Here is a 16966-nt window from a genome sequence, read left to right as displayed (position 1 = left end):
GTATAAACTTTATGAGTATCTAAGCAGTTATCAGCGAACAAGTTACCCACATTTTTGAGATTTTTTAGTGCCCAGCTCCAATTCTACGGGGTAGAAGAATGGAAAAATGATTGTTACGTGTTAACTTTGCGCTTCTTTTCGGTTCCAGACCAGGGGACCTATGTTATTAATTTCTAATGTTTTCCATTCATGCAAAAGCAAATTAAATCAGCTTTGATCTCCGTTTTCTATAAAGATAACCTGGAGAACATTGTTAAAAAGTTAGGTGAACAAGGTGTTACCATTTACTCTACCGGCGGTACGCAAAAATTTATTGAAGACCTGGGGGTGAAATGTGTGGCAGTTGAAGACCTGACCGCTTACCCTTCTATTTTAGGGGGACGTGTAAAAACCCTGCACCCTAAAGTGTTTGGTGGTATTCTGGCCCGTCGCGATAACCCGCAGGACCTGGAGCAGCTGAAGGAATACCAGATCCCGGAAATAGACCTGGTAATCGTAGACCTGTACCCTTTTGAGGAAACTGTAAAGAGTACCAGCGTAGAACAAACAATCATTGAGAAAATTGATATAGGTGGTGTTTCCCTGATCCGTGCAGCCGGCAAAAACTACAAAGATGTAGTGATTGTAGCTTCCAAAGATCAGTATGCCGACCTGGAAAAGGTATTAACCGATAACAATGGGGCTACTTCTATTGAGGACCGCAGAAGCTTTGCTGCTAAGGCCTTTGAAGTATGTGCTCACTATGATGTAGCGATTTCACAATATTTCCTGAACAACGAGCCCGGAGCGAACTTCCAACTGTCTGTTCCGGAAGGGCAGGTAAACCGTTACGGTGAAAACCCACATCAACGGGGTGTTTTCTACGGTAACCTCACCGAAATATTCAACAAACTACATGGTAAGGAATTATCCTTCAACAACTTGGTAGATGTAGACGCAGCCTGCCAACTGATCCAGGAGTTTGAAGCCACCACTTTTGCCGTTATCAAGCATACCAACGTATGCGGTATTGCCTCCCGCGCCACCCTGAAAGAGGCCTGGGAAGCAGCATTGGCAGGTGATAAGGAAAGTGCTTTCGGCGGCGTACTGGTTACCAATAAGATCATTGATAAAACCACCGCGGAATCTATCAGCGAAATATTCTTTGAAATCCTGATCGCACCTGGCTTTGATGCGGATGCGCTGACCGTATTACAGGCTAGAAAGAACCGCATCTTACTGGAACAAAAGCAGCCGGTGAAGAGCAAATACATGTTCAAAAATGTACTGAACGGCGTATTACTGCAGGATAGCGATAACGGTAATTACAAAGAATGGAATGAAGTAGGCGCTCGTCCGGCTACTGAAGCAGAGAAATCTGACCTGGAATTTGCCAACATCGTATGTAAACACCTGAAATCAAACGCTATCGCGCTGGTAAAGGATAAACAACTGATTGGTAAAGGCTGTGGCCAGACTTCCCGTATCGATGCTTTACGTCACGCCATCGAAAAGGCAGGACAGTTCAACTTTGATCTGAAAGGCGCCGTAATGGCTTCTGATGCCTTCTTCCCATTCAACGACTGCGTAAGCATTGCGCACGAACAGGGCATTAACGCGGTAATTCAGCCTGGTGGCTCAGTAAGGGACAGTGACTCCATTGAATTCTGCAAAGAACACGATATGGTGATGGTAATGACGGGCATGCGTCATTTCAGACACTAATAAAAGCATATAAAACAATAAATTTGGAAGCGCTGGAATTCTCCGGCGCTTTCTGGTTTTAATAGCTTAATATTCGAAAAAAAATAATAGTATTGTTGCTTTGTAAACCAATAGTATGCTACCGCTAAGCGGCAAAAGCCGGCGGCCACCCAATGTCCTTTATTCAGCAAAATATCATGCAGGATGCAGCAGATGCAGATTTGATCCGGGAGTATAAAGCTTCCGGCAAACTGGATTTTCTTGCTGCCCTTTACCAGCGTTATATGAACCTGGTATATGGGGTATGCCTGAAATATTTTGATGAAGAAGCCAGTAAGGATGCGGTAATGCAGATCTTTGAGGAGCTTATAGATAAGTTGAAGGTGCATGAGGTACATCATTTCAAAAGCTGGTTACACGTGCTGAGCCGTAACCACTGCCTGATGAAGCTAAGAGCCATGAAAAACAAGGAATCCCGGCAGGTGCCTATAGATGATTACCCTGTTGTGGAAAATGAGGAAATAGGGCATCATGTGAACGGAATAACGCTGGAGGACAATCTCCAGAGCATGGAAAAGTGCCTGGAAACCTTGCCGGAAGAGCAGAAGCGCAGTGTGGACCTGTTTTACCTGCAGGAGAAAAGCTACCGGGAGGTAAGTGTTATTACCGGTTACGAAATGAATAAGGTGAAAAGCTATATCCAGAACGGAAAGCGTAACCTGAAAATATGTATGGAGCAACAAAATGTCTGACAAGCGACCACATATCAAACCGGAAGAGCTGGCTGGCTTGATCCGCCAATACCTGGCGGGAGAGCTGGACGATAAAGCGATGCACGACCTGGAGCGGCAGGCGCTTGACGACCCGTTCCTGGCCGATGCCCTTGATGGGTATGCCCAGCATTCACCGGATCAACAGGCGCAACAGGCAGATCTTACCGCCAGGTTGGCTCAGCGGATAGCTCCTGAAAAGGGAAAGGTCAGGGCGTTGTACTATCGATGGGCCGCTGCCGCTGCTATCCTGTTACTTATGTTTTCCGCCGGTTGGTTCCTCTGGAATCAGCAAAAAGTAGCCCCTCCGATTGCGGGTATACCTGCTGCGCCAGCGCCGGCAGCCGATTCTGCTATACCATCACCGGCGCCAAGTACAGATAAATTAGCCAATGCCGATAAAATTGCCCCGGAAACCTCCCGGGCATCGCAAGTATTATCTAAAAACAGGGAAAACATGCCTGCTGAGTTATCATCCACTCATGACGAGGTACAGGAAGCAGCACCTGCGATAACGCCTCCGTCTCCCACAGTGGCTGCTGCGCCGGCACCTGTCGCAGCACCGGCATTAAAATCGGCTAGTCCGGCTACCTTGGCTCCCGGCGCGACTCCCGCGAAGCCTACTGGCCGCAGCGAAGGTGATCAGGGGTTTATATCTGATTTATACAAAAAAAAGCAACAGACAGATACCTCCTTATTGGGCAATGTAACTTTGTTAAATAATAAGGACAAAGCGCTACATGAGGTAGTGGTGATGGGGTACGGTACACAGAAAAAGGAATCTTCATCTGCTAACGTGATGATTCGTGGCGTTAGTCCGGATTCAGGTTTGCAGAGGGCGCTGCAAGGGAAGGTGGCCGGAGTGGCTATTGGACAGGAATCAAATGCGCTTAATGACGTGGTGGTAGTTGGGTATGGCCGCAATGAAGATGCGGAAGATCCGGGCTACCGCGCACCTTCGCCGGTAATAGGCCTTACTGCTTTTGAGAATTATCTGCGTACCAAAACCGTTAACCCGGAAAACAAATATAATGGTGTTGTACGTGTAGCCTTTACTGTTATGCCTGACGGATCATTGCAGCACTTCAGGATACTGCGTCATTTAAACGAGGCATGTGATGCAGAGGCTATCAGGGTTATTAAAGAAGGACCGTCGTGGACGCCAGCGTCAGACGGGAAGCCTGCCAAGGTCAAAGTAAAGGTGAAATTCAGCGAAAAAAAGAACTAGCCTTTATTCCGCTCTTTCCATTGCTGATTGAAGGATTTAGCGGCAAATACCGGTAGTTCCCGGTTATCTCCCCAGCTTTTGGCAAAAAAACGGCGTAACAGGAAATTCTTCATTTTTCCGCTGGCCATATTCATCATTTTGCGACTGCCACAGCCCTGTTTCCATAAATACCAGGCAAATTTTTCTCCGCCGGAAGTATAATTTTCTTCCACCGCTTTTTGCCGGTTATGTAACAAAAGTTCGTGCAGGTTGATACGCACCGGGCATACTTCTGTACAGTTGCCGCAAAGGGAAGAGGCAAAGCTCAGGTGTATGTAGGAATCCATTCCTTTCAGATGGGGCGTAATAACAGAGCCAATAGGGCCGCTATAAGTGGCTGCATAAGTATGGCCGCCAATGTTTTTATAAACGGGGCAGGCATTGAGGCAGGAGCCGCAGCGAATGCAATACAGGCTTTCGCGGGCGGTAGTATCCTGGAGGATATTGGTGCGGCCGTTGTCCATCAGGATCACATACATCTCTTCAGGGCCGTCGGTTTCTCCTTCCTGGCGGGGACCACTGAAAATGCTGTTGTAGGCGGTTACCTGTTGCCCGGTGCCATAGGTGGCCAGTAGCGGCCAGAAAAGGCCCAGGTCGGCTATGGAAGGCAATACTTTTTCGATGCCAACCAGTACAATATGCGTTTTGGGAAAAGCAGTGGTGAGGCGTGCGTTGCCTTCATTTTCTGTAACAGCCACCGAGCCGGTATCCGCCAGGATAAAGTTGGCGCCGGTGATGCCGATTTCTGCTTCCAGGTATTTGTGCCGGAGTTTATCGCGGGCTACGAGGGTAAGTTGTTCCGGCGTAAGGCCCGGATCAGTACCCAGTTTTTCTGCAAACAGGCGGGCTACATCTTCCTTGCTCTTGTGCATGGCTGGTGTAACGATATGATAAGGAGGTTCTCCGTCGAGTTGTTGGATGTATTCGCCCAGGTCGGTTTCCACACATTCAATCCCATTGCTTTCCATAAAGGCGTTGAGATGTACTTCTTCGGTGGCCATGGACTTGCTTTTCACAATGCTCTTGCATTGTTTGGCCTGACAGATGGCCAGAATTTCCTGTTGTACCTGTTCTGCTGTTTCAGCCCAGATCACTTTACCCCCGCGCCGCGTGAAGTTTTGCTCAAACTCTTCCAGGAGATTATCAAGATGCTCGATGGCTCTCCACTTTATATTTTTAGCTCTTTCGCGCGCAATAGCCAGGTCTGCAAACTGCTGTTTACCGGCTTTTACGGCTGTATTATATTTGCCTATATTGAAATTGATCGTCTGCCGGTGGCCCAGATCGGCCGCTTTTTTATCACTTTCTTCGAGAAAAGTAGATGCTATTTGATGCATAAGCAAGCAATATTCCTGATTAAAGATAGTTAAATCTCAAAATGATTTACTCGTGTTCTTTTCTTGCAATTTTATCCAGCACTTCATAAAATTCCGTGCCGTATTTTCTGATCAAAGCATCCTTGAGGAACCGGTATACGGGTACCTGTAAGGTTTTACCGTTTTTGCAGGCAGGCTTGCAAACATCCCAGCGGTCGTAATTCACCGCTTCAAAGGTTTCGTATTTTTTAATACGAATGGGGTAGAGGTGGCAGGAGATAGGTTTTTTAAAGTCCACTACGCCGTCGTTATAGGCTTTTTCTATACCGCAACCAACAACACCATGATCGTCTATGGTAGCGTAGGCACAGATGCCTTTGTTAACGATGGGCGTCACATAGCCGTATTCGTCATCAGTGGTATTGGTACCGGTATGTTCAATTTCCTGTATTCCTTCCGCCCGCAGGTAGGATTTAATTTGCGGGTAAATTTTCTTCAGTGTTTTTACTTCCGTTTTATCAAGCGGGGCGCCGCAGTCGCCCGCCACACAGCAGGCGCCTTTACAGGCGGAGAGATTGCAAACGAATTGCTCTTCAATTACTTCGTCACTTATGTATTTATCGTCAATGATGATCATCGGGAAATGGTCTTTCGCCTGAATTGTGTAACAGACAATCTTAATAAGACCACAAAGTTACAGTATTACGGGCTTATCTCCAGCGGAGGGTTTCCACCATGTGCCACATATCCTGTTCCAGGAATTTGTAAACAGGGGCAAGTGAATCGGCATTGGGGGTAGCATCGAAATAGAGGGCTCCCCGGAGAAAGTGATGGAGGGAATCGGTGGCGAAAAACTGTTTGGACGAGGCGGCATTGCCTCCTACTTCATAGAAGGTACCATTGACGTGGTTGGGCGTATGAATCGCATTTTCGTCAATATATTCGGCCTTGTAGGTGTGTTTATAGGTCATTTTAAAGGCATCATCTACCAGTTTACGGAAGGTATTGTTGCCTGGTCCAATGATTTTATAGCTCAGGTAAATCTTTCCATTGAGGGAGGGGAAGTCTACGTTGATCCAGTAAGGATTTTCGGGAGCTTCTCCAAAGAAGGAGGTATCCTTTACGATATTGGCGTATGCGGGATATTCAAATGTATAGGGGTATCCTGGCATATCGAATTTGCGGTACTGTCTTTCCGGCAATTTTATCAGGAAATAGCCCCTAGGTTTAGGTGTGGGCACATTTTCACAGGCGGTAAACAGTAATATGAACAGGGATACCAGGGCGAGGGCCCTTGCTTTTACATCTGGCATTTTAGGCGTATTTAGCAGGCGGTTATACTTATTCAGCGGCATCCGGCCTGATGGTGACCTGTACTTTCTGGATGCGCATTTTATTCACTTCCAGTACAGTAAAATCAAAGTTATTGTAGTTAATAACGCTGTTTTCTTCCGGAAATTTTCCGGCCAGCTCTAATATGAGGCCGCCAAGGGAGTCGCTTTCGCCTTTTACTGCTTCAAAGGTTTCGGGAGTGATGTTCATGATGCGGCAGGCATCGTTCAGCATGGTTTTGCCTTCAAATACGTAGGTGAAGTTATCTACTTTGCTGTAGTTGAATTCTTCTTCATCGAATTCGTCTTTGATATCGCCAATTACTTCCTCCATGATATCTTCCAGTGTAACAATACCGGAAGTACCGCCGAATTCATCCACCACTACGGCAAAGTGCATGCGTCTGCTCTGGAATTCAGAGAGCAGGTCTTCAATTAATTTATGGCCATGTACAAAGAAAGGCTGGCGCATCACTTCATGCCAGTCAAAGCTGTCGCCTTTATCGAGGTGAGGCAGCAGGTCTTTGGTATGGATGACGCCAACGATATTGTCGAGATTATCTTTATATACGGGTAACCTGGAGTAGTGGAGGTCAGCCACCCGTTTGATGATGTCGGAGAAGGAGTTGTCGTATTCTACCCCGTTTACATCGAGGCGGCCCCGCATAATCTGTTTTACGGTGATGTTTCCGAATTTAAGGATGCCTTTCAGGATATTTTTTTCTTCCTGAGAGGCGGTAGGGTCTACGCTCATTTCAATGGCTTCGTCAATTTCCTGGTAATTGACCGGGCCGGCGCCGCGATGAAAGAGGCTGGCTTCCAGGCTGCCGCTGAGGCTTACAAAGAAGTCGCTTACCGGTTCCATGGTGGCATGGATCAGGCTTACAAACCAGGCGAAATAGGTAGCAAACCGGATATTATTCTGGGCTGCCCAAACGCGAGGGAGGATTTGTCCGAAAAACAATAATATGAGGCAGATAGCGGAAATACGTACCACCAGTGAAACTACCGGCAATGTTTGCAGGTCTTCCATTTGGGTTACGAGGTAGTTGGTGATCATAATAAAGGCGATCATCAGCAATACTCCGGCTATTTGCAGGGAGGCCAGGAGCGATTTGGGCTTTTCCAGCAGTTTGGTAATGAGCTTGCCGGAAGCGTTTTGCCGGGTTTTAAGTACGTTCAGGTCCTTATAATTCAAGGAAAAGAAAGCTACCTCTGCTCCGGATACGATAAAGGTAAGCAGCAGTAGAACAAATATAACAAGCAGGAACACCACCACGTTAGGGGTGCCAATAGGTGTGCTGGCTTGTAAAAGATAGGATACGTTGCTTGCCGAAAGGATGCCCAAAATGTTCAACTTTGATGTAAACAATCAAAAATAAGGGGAAAGTAATTCACGGAATTGCTTTCCCTGCACGCAAATATAAGTAATGTCCCTATATGGGATTACGTACATTAAAAACTTAATATTTTTTTGCAACTAAAACGGCAGATCATCTGCGGGTTCATTCAGGGAGGGGGGAATTTCCATTCCAGGGAAATTGTCGCCCGCACCGGAACCGCTGCTGCTATGGTGAGGTATGGGGTGATCTTGGTTGTTGAGGTCCATGCGTTTATCCAGCATAACCAGGTTATCTCCTACAACTTCGGTAGCAAATTTTTTATTGCCTTCTTTGTCTTCCCAGCTGCGGGTACGCAAACGACCTTCGATGTAAACCAGGCTGCCCTTGTGCAGGTATTTCTGCGCTAATTCGGCCAGTCCACGCCATAGCACTACCGTATGCCATTCTGTTTGTGATATGAGCTTGCCTGCTCTGTCTTTAAATGTTTCAGTAGTGGCCAGCGAAAATTTGGCTACTGCGATATTCCCTTCCAGAAACTGTACATCCGGATCTCTGCCCAAATTGCCTATCAGGATTACTTTATTAACACCTCTCATAGTTGTAGGTTTTTTTTTAGTCTATTGTTAAAGAGTTCTTCTTCGATAAATAAACAACCTTCTTAAAGTTAATATTTTTTTCCAATCGATACCTAAAAATTTCTTACTGGCAGCGGATGGAGCCGGATTTTATTATTATGGGCTATTGTAGAAGTGATTGAATGTTTAATGTATATTTTTTATCTCTATGCGTGTTGGTTAAAATAATTGGAGGTGGTGGCTTTCCAGGAAAGCAGTAATGGTTTTGGGAAACGCATATTTGTGCAGGCTGTTTCGTGGTACCAGCGTATAGTCCGGCAGATCGGGCCGTTGCTTTACCGACAGGCTGATGAACTGACTATGAATAGTTTGATGGGTGAGTTGTTGTTTAAGCGGGGCAGACACCCCTTCCAATTCGAAAGGTATGTTGCCTAATATGGTTTTAAAGGTGGGTGACGATTGAATGGTAGCAGCATCTGAAGGGCCAGGAGTTTCAATAAGGATGAACTCGTGCAAATTCTGCCAGATATCATTACCAGTTCTTTTCCGGATAAAAATATCATTCCCGTAATGAAGCAGGAGGTAATTAAAATATCTTTTTTTGATCTGTAATTTTTTTGTTTTTACCGGGAGAAGAGAAATTAATTGCTGATGGTGTGCTACGCATTTTTTGCGAAGGGGGCAATCATCGCAGCTGGGCTGCTGTGGCTTGCATACAACTGCTCCAAAGTCCATGATGCTCTGGTTGTATTCGGCGGAATGTGTTTTGGGGAGCAGTTCCTGTGCCAGGGTATCAAATTGTTTTTTGCCGGCGGTGCTGTCGATCGGTGTATCTATGCCGAAGTAGCGGGCCAGCACTCTGAACACATTACCATCCAGTACGGCGTAGGGGAGATGGAAGGCAAAGGAGGCGATGGCAGCGGCGGTATAGGGGCCAATGCCTTTGAGTGCTTTGATTTGATCGTATTGATCAGGGAATTTTCCTTCGTGGATGTTGGTAATTTGGCGGGCGGCCGCGAGCATATTTTTACAGCGGGCGTAGTAGCCGAGGCCCTGCCAGAGGCGGAATACTTCCTCATCGGGAGCGGCGGCCAGTTTTTTAACAGTGGGGTAGTGTTGAATAAACCGTTCATAGTACGGCCAGCCTTGTTCCACGCGGGTTTGCTGGAGAATAATTTCCGATAGCCAGATCTTATATGGATTTTTTTCACCTTTCCAGGGCATGCTGCGGGTATTGGTGTCCCGGTTCCATTCCAGTAATTTTTCGGTAAAAAAATGACGGTCTGATATCATTTATATATTATTTTAATAAAATTATTTAGTATATTGATATGGCAAATGCTGTACAAAACCCTATAAGGTACAACAGATACCCATTTCCGGGCCTGCAAATAAATATAAATTATCGCCAATACCATTTATAAGAAAAAATGATAAAATTTATTTGCTTAAAATTCAGCAATTAGAATTTTTAAATTAACTTTGAGAGTAAAGTAATCCTCTCGCTTTCATATGAGAAAAGCTGATTTAATAAACAACATTGCTGAAAAAACCGGCATCCCCAAAGTAGATGTGTTAGTCACTCTTGAGGCCATGTTCAAAGAGGTGAAAGAAGCACTTGCTAACGGAGAACATATTTATATCCGTGGCTTTGGTAGCTTTATCACAAAGAAAAGGGCCGCCAAGATTGGGCGTAACATCAAGAAGAACGTGGCTGTGGAGATCCCCGAGCATTTTATTCCGGCATTCAAACCTTCGAAAGAATTTGTTGCTGAGGTAAAGAAGCTCAAAAGTTCTTAGTTTTGCAGCCTAATATTTTAGGCGATGCAAAAATCACAAGTTCTTCTGGTGGGTGCTGCGGTAGCACTATTGGTGATATTATTCGCCTTTGGCCGTACTGTGCCCCGGTCAGAAAAGAAACCTATGTCATCTGCTGCCCCTATGCAGGGTGGTCAGGATGTGGAACCTATTGCCTTCTCTGAACTGCTGGCTATAGCAAAGGGGAAAATTCCTGCTGACAAACTTTTACAGGTTAATACGATTGAAACCAATGTTGTTCGTGGGGATGTAAAAACCCAGAAGATTGCTGCATACCAGCAATTGTACAGCACATGGGACAGTTTGAATCAGCTCCCCGTAGCCGCATATTATCTTGGCGAAGCCGCTAAGTTGGAAAATTCCGAAAAAAGCCTCACCTTTGCAGCCAATTTATTTTTAGCCCACTTGCAACACGCAGAAGATCCGCGTATTGCAAAATGGGAGGCCGGGCAGGCAATTGCTTTGTTTGATCAGGCCATACAGCTGAACCCAGCTAACGACACGCTGAAAATATCACAGGCCATGGTATATATGAATACCGGTGAACCTATGACAGGAGTAGCCAAGCTGAGGGAAGTCGTTGCTGCTCATCCTGATAACATAGATGCACAGGTTACATTAGCTAATCTGGCCATTACATCAGGTCAGTACGACAAAGCTATCGAAAGACTGGAAGGGGTACTGAAAGCGCATCCCGATAATGCAAAAGTGTTATTTGTATTGGCGGAATCGTATAGAAGTAAAGGAGATAAGCAAAAAGCCATTGAATTGTTTGAAAAAAGCAAGCAATTCATGAATGATCCGGAACTGAAGAAGGAAGTAGATAGCTACATTAAGAGCATTAAATAATATTATTTTTCAATCATTTAAAAACGTATCAGCGTATGCCTTGCGGTAAGAAAAGAAAAAGACATAAAATTGCCACTCACAAGCGTAAAAAAAGACTGAGAAAGAACCGGCATAAAAGTAAGAAGAAATAATTACTCCAGTTTCCCGCCATTTATACTAATCAGGTATTTTCCCGGCGCGGTGGTCGGATAAAAATTTTCATATATCCTGCATGATTCTAGCATTTACTTCTTAAATTGCTATAGTCATGCAGGTTGTTTCCATAGATCCCGCAATTGAACTCTCCGGACATTGCCTGCAGTGATCGCTGAACCCTTAAGCAATCCATCATCACGAACGTGAAGAAATACGCTAACTTTATGGTGAGCTATTGTTTTGGTATGCAGTAAGCTGTTCTTAATAGCCGTGTGCATAACATAAAGGTGAAGTTTTAAAGGTTAAAATTTTGGACGCTTGAATAAGGAACTTATTATAAATGCGGCTCCCACAGGGGTGGAAATTGCGTTACTGGAAGATAAGAAGCTAGTTGAATTACATCACGAAAGTGGCAATCCTAACTTCGCAGTAGGCGATTTGTACCTGGGTAAAGTAAAAAAGCTGATACCCGGCTTAAATGCTGCATTTGTCGACGTAGGCTTCGAAAAAGATGCCTTTTTACATTATACGGATCTAAGCCCCTATATCCGCTCTATTCTTAAATTTACCGCCATGGCCATCAGCGATAAAACGCCCGATGGTTTTGACTTCACTAAATTTAAAAATGAACCGGAAATAGTAAAGACCGGTAAGATTACGGACGTACTGGGCGGAAAACCCAATATCCTCGTACAAATTCTGAAAGAACCCATTTCTTCTAAAGGCCCACGTCTTAGCTGCGAAATCTCTTTACCCGGAAGATTTATCGTGTTAACACCCTTTAATGATATTGTTGCGGTTTCAAAGAAAATCCACTCTTCCGAAGAAAGAAAAAGGCTGCAGAAAATAGTGGAAGCGATCAAAACGCCCAACTTTGGCGTAATTGTCCGCACCGCCGCTGAAGGAAAGAAAACAGCAGAATTACACGAAGACCTGACTACCCTCGTTCAAACCTGGAAAAATATCCAGGCTAATCTCAATGGCGGCCAGGCTCCGCAGAAGATTCTCAGTGAACAAACCAAAACAACCAGTATTCTCCGCGATCTGCTCAACGAGAGCTTTAACCGTATCGTAGTCAACGATAAAAACATATATACAGACGCTAAAACATATATCCAGAAAATTGCTCCGGAAAAGTCTGATATCGTTAACTACTATAATAACGGATCGCCCATTTTCGACAATTTCGGCATTACCCGGCAGGTGAAAGCCTCCTTCGGTAAAACCGTTAACCTCGATAGCGGCGTATACCTCATTATTGAAGCCACTGAAGCCCTGCACGTAGTAGACGTAAACAGCGGCTATAAGAGCTCCAGTAATAACCAGGAACAAAATGCCCTCGCCTCCAACCTGGAAGCCGCCGCAGAAATTGCCCGGCAACTGAGACTGAGAGACCTCGGCGGTATCATTATCATTGATTTCATTGATATGAAACTGCCAGAAAACAAAAAAGCCATCTTTGAAGCCATGGAAAAATTCATGGCGCAAGACCGGGCTAAACATACCATCTTACCCATATCGAAATTTGGCCTCATGCAGATTACCCGCCAGCGGGTAAAACCTGAGATCACGATATCTGTTGCGGAAGATTGCCCTACCTGCCGGGGAACAGGTAAAATCGGTGCCTCCATGCTGATTCTTGAAGACATTGAAAAAAATCTGCAATACCTGCTGAATCACCAGCATAAAGGACTCACCATCCGCGTACATCCTATACTACATGCTTACCTGACTAAGGGATTCCTGGGATCCAAACAATGGAAATGGTACTTCCAGTATAAAAAATGGATCAAATTAAAAGCAGATGCTAACTACCATCTTACTGAATATCGCTTTTTCGACGCCAACGATGAAGAAATAAAATTGTAAGGAAAAGGAACCTATAAAGCTATTAAACGAATCACCCCCGCAACCGCGGGGGTGATTCGTTTAATAGCTTTATCATTTTGTATACTGCGCCTCTAAAACCATATATTTCATACATTTACCCTATTATCCCCATTGATATTATTGTCATGATTGTTTTAAAGTAAATAAAATATACATCCATTACGCATATGACTATACGTTTCTACGCCTCACTGGTTTTATTGTCCCTGATTATTTTCGCTGCCTGCCAGCAGCAGAACGGTACCCGCAAGAAAACAAAAACCAGGGATACCACCCACTATACCAGGCAGGACTATATTGATCAGACGATTGACAGCAACTATGTAAACCAGTTTCTGACAGCCAATACTTCCTATGATGCCTATGATGAATATATCCGTAATTTTTATCGCAAACGCGATTTTCATTATGCCTGGATCGATAAAAACGGTTTAACAGAGCAAGCGGGTAACTTCATCAATATGATGAAAAATGACGCTGCTTATGGAATTAAAGACAGTAGCCTGATGACGCCCGACCTGCAGCAGCTGACGGATACCATGCTGGTAAGCGATTCGGGGTTGAAGCCCGGCGATACGGCCATTCCGCGTATAGAAATGATGCTCACCGCACAATTTTTTGCCTATGGTAATAAGGTATGGGGTGGATTGACTGCCGATTCTACCAAGGACCTGGAATGGTTTATTCCACGTAAGAAGATTGATATGGAAAGCCTGCTGGACTCGATGGTGGCCAAGAAGAATAATGCCTTTGAAGACGATGAGCCGGTAAACAGCCAGTATATTCTACTGCGTCAACAGCTGAAAAAACTGGCTAAAATAGCTACAGGTAATAAATGGGATTCTATCCGGACAAGCGCTAAAAGCTTTAAAAAGGGTGATTCAGCAGCAGTAATTGCCCAGGTAAAATACAGGCTGGAAGCCTTTGGCGATTTGCCCGGAACGGATAGCAGCCAACGCTTTACTGCTGCGCTGGACACAGCAGTTCGGGGTTTCCAGGACCGGATGGGAATAAAAGTAGATGGCCTTATCAATAAGAATGTACTCGATGCGCTGAATGTGCCGGTAGAAGAGCGTATCCGGAAAATATTGCTGAACATGGAGCGTTTACGCTGGGTGCCTATAGAGCCAACTACAGACTATATCCTGGTAAACATTCCGCAGTTTAAAATGCATGCATATGAAAAAGGCAAATTGGCCTGGAGTGCAAATGTAGTTGTGGGTAAGCCGGGGGCCAATACTGTGATATTTACCAAAGAACTGCGTTATATCGTGTTTAGCCCCTACTGGAATGTACCTCCGGGTATCTTGTCCAAAGAAGTATTACCGGGTTTAAAACGTGGCGCTGGCAGCTACCTGGCCAGGCAGAATATGGAAATAGTGGGCGCCAGCGGCAAGGTGGTGGCTCCCGGATCCATCAATTTCAGCAAGTATTCCGGCGGAAATTTCCCTTATGTGGTACGTCAGAAGCCAGGTGGCAAAAACTCCCTGGGTAAGGTGAAATTCCTGTTTCCCAATGAGTATAATATTTACCTGCATGATACCCCTGCACGTTATTTGTTTGGAGAAAACAAGCGTTCTTTCAGCCACGGCTGCATCAGGGTTTCAGAGCCCAAACATCTGGCAGAATGGTTACTGCGCGATGATTCTTCCTGGACCTCCCAGAAGATAGACGACTTAATGAATGCCGGAAAAGAAAAATTTGTGACGGTGAAAGATAAGGTGCCGGTATTTATTGTTTACTTCACTGCCTTCGTAGATCACAATGGCCAGCTGAATTTCAGGGATGATGTATATGGCCACGACCAGAAGCTGGCGGCTACCTTATTTGGCAAATAGCGCTGAAAGCATAAAGTGAAAAACAAAAAGCTATTATAGGGGATGGGCTTTGCAGATATTAGAAATTTGCATTGATCATTCGCTATAATAGCTTTTTGCTTTTCGCTTTATTAGTCTACCGCTATTACAGATATTTCCACATTTACGCCTTTAGGCAGGGCTGCTACCTGAACGGTTTCCCGGGCTGGAAAGTCGCTGGTAAAATAGCTGCCATATGCTTCATTCACCTGTGGGAAAGTTTGCATATCTGTTAAGAAGATAGTGGTTTTAACTACGTTTTGAAAACTCATACCGGCGGCAGTAAGTACTGCTTCCAGGTTTTTCATCGCCTGATGCGTTTCATCTGAGATGCCTGAAGTAACCAGGTTACCTGAAGCTGGTTCCAGCGGAATTTGTCCGGATACATAGAGGGTATTTCCCACTTTTACAGACTGGTTATAAGGCCCGATAGGAGCGGGCGCATTGGGAGTATTAATAATTTGCTTTTCCATAGAAACGAAAGTAAATAATAAATAAGAACGTACAAATGTCTGTAGGGACAGATGTACGTTAATTAATGATTCTTTATTAGGTTTGCCGAAATTTAACGCATGAATATCCTGGTAATAGCAGATGCGCAACGGTTTGAAGAATTGCAGCAGAAGGGAATAGCCAAGCATCATGAAATACAGTGGAAAACGAGCCTGGAAGAGGTTTTATCGTTGAAAGTATTCGACCTGGTGCTGGATCTTACTTTCGATGACCGGCCTGAGCATGCCGCGGTATATGCAAAGAACCCGGCGGTGCCGGTACTGGCAGGAATGGTAAAAACCTCGCTGGCTGAAATTATGAACCAGTATGCGTTTGAGCAAGGTTTTAATATTATGGGCTGTAATTTTCTGCCTGGTTTTGTGGGCATGCCGGTAACAGAAGTGTCGGTAATGGACGAAGGGCAACAGGAAACAATAGATGATATTATGCACGAGTTGGGCTGGGAATACGCCCTGGTAGCGGACGCTATCGGAATGGTTACTCCCAGGGTAATATGTATGATGATTAATGAAGCCTACCTGGCGCTGGAAGAGGGTATTGCTTCCCGGGAAGATATCGATATCTCCATGCGCTTAGGCACCAATTATCCGTATGGGCCTTTTGAGTGGAGCGAGCGGATTGGGATCAGGCATGTATATGAAGTATTAAAAGCAGTGCACGATGTTACCGGCGATGACCGTTATGCCGTAGCGGGGGCGCTGCAAACAGCATACGAAGCGATTTAATTTTTTCCATGGCACTCATATTAAATATAGATACCGCTACTACTATTGGTTCGGTAAGCCTTTCCCGCGATGGGCAAGAGGTACAGACACTGGTAAACGAAAAGCAACAGGATCATGCTGCTGCAATGATCTTATTTGTACAACAGATATTAAAGGACCAGGGGATTAGTGCAAAGGATCTGGATGCTGTGGCGGTGAGCGCGGGTCCGGGTTCGTATACGGGTTTACGTGTGGGTGTGGCTACGGCCAAAGGATTATGCTATGCGTGGAATAAGCCGCTGCTGGCGGTTTCCACGCTACAGATGATGGCGCAGGGATTATTGGCAGAAGTAAAAGATACTGCTGCCTGGTATTGTCCGATGCTGGATGCCCGCAGACAGGAGGTATTCATGGCGATCTATGATGCCCAGCTACAGGAGGTGATGGCACCACAGGCGATGATCCTGGAGCCTCATTTATTAGAAGCATCATTGGCCGAAAAGAAGATTTATTTCTTTGGAGATGGTAGCCCCAAATGGGAATTGATGTTATCTTCTCCTAAAAATGCTATTTTTGCAAAATATGTGATAAATGCCGCGCATATGGCGTTGCTTTCAGCGCAGGCGTTCGAGAAAAAACAGTTCGTTGATCTGGCTTATTTCAGTCCTTTTTACCTGAAACCCTTCTTTTCTCCCCAGAAACCCTAACACATATGTTTGATTTGTCATAGAACAGTCAAATTACATCTAATTTGCAAGTATCCGGGGGTTATATATGATAAAATAAGGTATGGAAATTTTTTTTATTGTGATAGATATTATATTTTTGTATAAATCGATAACCGCAATTGTTGTCTAACTGTTTGCGAGTACTGTCCGTTGATCCCTTTCATTTCATCATTTTTTTAAAACTATTA

Annotated in this window: 16 protein-coding genes; 9 read left to right on the top strand and 7 right to left on the bottom strand. The window is 44.9% G+C overall.

The genetic code is table 11. From position 1 onward, the window contains the following. Positions 1-189: 189 nt before the first annotated feature. The 3 genes from purH to FHW36_RS01960 all read left to right on the top strand — a co-directional run bounded on the left by purH (position 190) and on the right by FHW36_RS01960 (position 3681). Positions 190-1704 (top strand): bifunctional phosphoribosylaminoimidazolecarboxamide formyltransferase/IMP cyclohydrolase, encoded by a 1515-nt coding sequence (purH, locus tag FHW36_RS01970; RefSeq protein WP_145661424.1) that lies wholly within the window; start codon positions 190-192, stop codon positions 1702-1704. A 152-nt stretch (positions 1705-1856) separates the two neighbouring features. After that, complete coding sequence (locus FHW36_RS01965) at positions 1857-2435, top strand: RNA polymerase sigma factor (RefSeq protein WP_145661422.1); 579 nt, start codon at positions 1857-1859, stop codon at positions 2433-2435. After that, positions 2428-3681, top strand: coding sequence for an energy transducer TonB (locus FHW36_RS01960; protein ID WP_145661419.1), 1254 nt, complete (start codon positions 2428-2430; stop codon positions 3679-3681). The genes FHW36_RS01965 and FHW36_RS01960 overlap by 8 nt, the downstream gene beginning before the upstream one ends. Here the strand turns inward: FHW36_RS01960 and FHW36_RS01955 are convergent. The 6 genes from FHW36_RS01955 to mutY form a co-directional block, all read right to left on the bottom strand. Further along, entirely contained in the window at positions 3678-5057 is a 1380-nt protein-coding gene (locus FHW36_RS01955; RefSeq protein WP_145661416.1) for a LutB/LldF family L-lactate oxidation iron-sulfur protein, read from the bottom strand. The genes FHW36_RS01960 and FHW36_RS01955 overlap by 4 nt on opposite strands. A gap of 46 nt (positions 5058-5103) precedes the next feature. Beyond that, positions 5104-5673, bottom strand: a complete 570-nt coding sequence (locus tag FHW36_RS01950) for a DUF3109 family protein (RefSeq protein WP_145661414.1) — start codon at positions 5671-5673, stop codon at positions 5104-5106. A 73-nt stretch (positions 5674-5746) separates the two neighbouring features. Beyond that, positions 5747-6349: a gliding motility lipoprotein GldD gene (gldD, locus tag FHW36_RS01945; protein ID WP_145661411.1), complete on the bottom strand. Its 603-nt coding sequence runs from the start codon at positions 6347-6349 to the stop codon at positions 5747-5749. Positions 6350-6377: 28 nt separating this feature from the next. Continuing rightward, the gene (gldE, locus tag FHW36_RS01940; RefSeq protein ID WP_246121041.1) at positions 6378-7715 is read right to left on the bottom strand and encodes a gliding motility-associated protein GldE; all 1338 of its coding nucleotides are present in this window, start codon (positions 7713-7715) and stop codon (positions 6378-6380) included. 132 nt (positions 7716-7847) lie between these two features. After that, positions 7848-8306, bottom strand: a complete 459-nt coding sequence (locus FHW36_RS01935) for a single-stranded DNA-binding protein (protein WP_145661406.1) — start codon at positions 8304-8306, stop codon at positions 7848-7850. Positions 8307-8504: 198 nt separating this feature from the next. Then, entirely contained in the window at positions 8505-9578 is a 1074-nt protein-coding gene (mutY, locus tag FHW36_RS01930) for an A/G-specific adenine glycosylase (RefSeq protein ID WP_145661403.1), read from the bottom strand. Positions 9579-9797: 219 nt separating this feature from the next. Here mutY and FHW36_RS01925 point away from each other — a divergent pair, with 219 nt between their 5' ends. The 4 genes from FHW36_RS01925 to FHW36_RS01910 all read left to right on the top strand — a co-directional run bounded on the left by FHW36_RS01925 (position 9798) and on the right by FHW36_RS01910 (position 14815). Then, positions 9798-10085: an HU family DNA-binding protein gene (locus FHW36_RS01925; protein ID WP_073084475.1), complete on the top strand. Its 288-nt coding sequence runs from the start codon at positions 9798-9800 to the stop codon at positions 10083-10085. 24 nt (positions 10086-10109) lie between these two features. Further along, positions 10110-10952 carry a tetratricopeptide repeat protein gene (locus FHW36_RS01920; RefSeq protein ID WP_145661400.1) on the top strand — a complete coding sequence of 281 codons (843 nt, stop codon included), beginning with the start codon at positions 10110-10112 and terminating at the stop codon, positions 10950-10952. A gap of 453 nt (positions 10953-11405) precedes the next feature. After that, complete coding sequence (locus FHW36_RS01915) at positions 11406-12956, top strand: Rne/Rng family ribonuclease (RefSeq protein WP_145661398.1); 1551 nt, start codon at positions 11406-11408, stop codon at positions 12954-12956. Positions 12957-13144: 188 nt separating this feature from the next. Then, the gene (locus FHW36_RS01910; protein WP_145661395.1) at positions 13145-14815 is read left to right on the top strand and encodes a L,D-transpeptidase family protein; all 1671 of its coding nucleotides are present in this window, start codon (positions 13145-13147) and stop codon (positions 14813-14815) included. 110 nt (positions 14816-14925) lie between these two features. Here FHW36_RS01910 and FHW36_RS01905 read toward each other — a convergent pair whose 3' ends face one another. Next, a complete protein-coding gene (locus tag FHW36_RS01905) occupies positions 14926-15306 on the bottom strand; it encodes a RidA family protein (protein ID WP_145661392.1) in 381 nt (126 codons plus the stop codon). 99 nt (positions 15307-15405) lie between these two features. On the opposite strand from FHW36_RS01905, the gene FHW36_RS01900 reads away from it, so the two are divergent. After that, complete coding sequence (locus FHW36_RS01900; protein WP_145661389.1) at positions 15406-16071, top strand: 3-hydroxyacyl-CoA dehydrogenase family protein; 666 nt, start codon at positions 15406-15408, stop codon at positions 16069-16071. A gap of 8 nt (positions 16072-16079) precedes the next feature. Then, on the top strand, positions 16080-16757 hold the full coding sequence (tsaB, locus tag FHW36_RS01895; protein WP_145661386.1) for a tRNA (adenosine(37)-N6)-threonylcarbamoyltransferase complex dimerization subunit type 1 TsaB: 678 nt from the start codon (positions 16080-16082) through the stop codon (positions 16755-16757). Positions 16758-16966: the final 209 nt, after the last annotated feature.

Source organism: Chitinophaga polysaccharea (assembly GCF_007829335.1).
Lineage (GTDB): Bacteria > Bacteroidota > Bacteroidia > Chitinophagales > Chitinophagaceae > Chitinophaga > Chitinophaga polysaccharea_B.
This window is presented reverse-complemented; position numbering and strand designations above follow the sequence as displayed.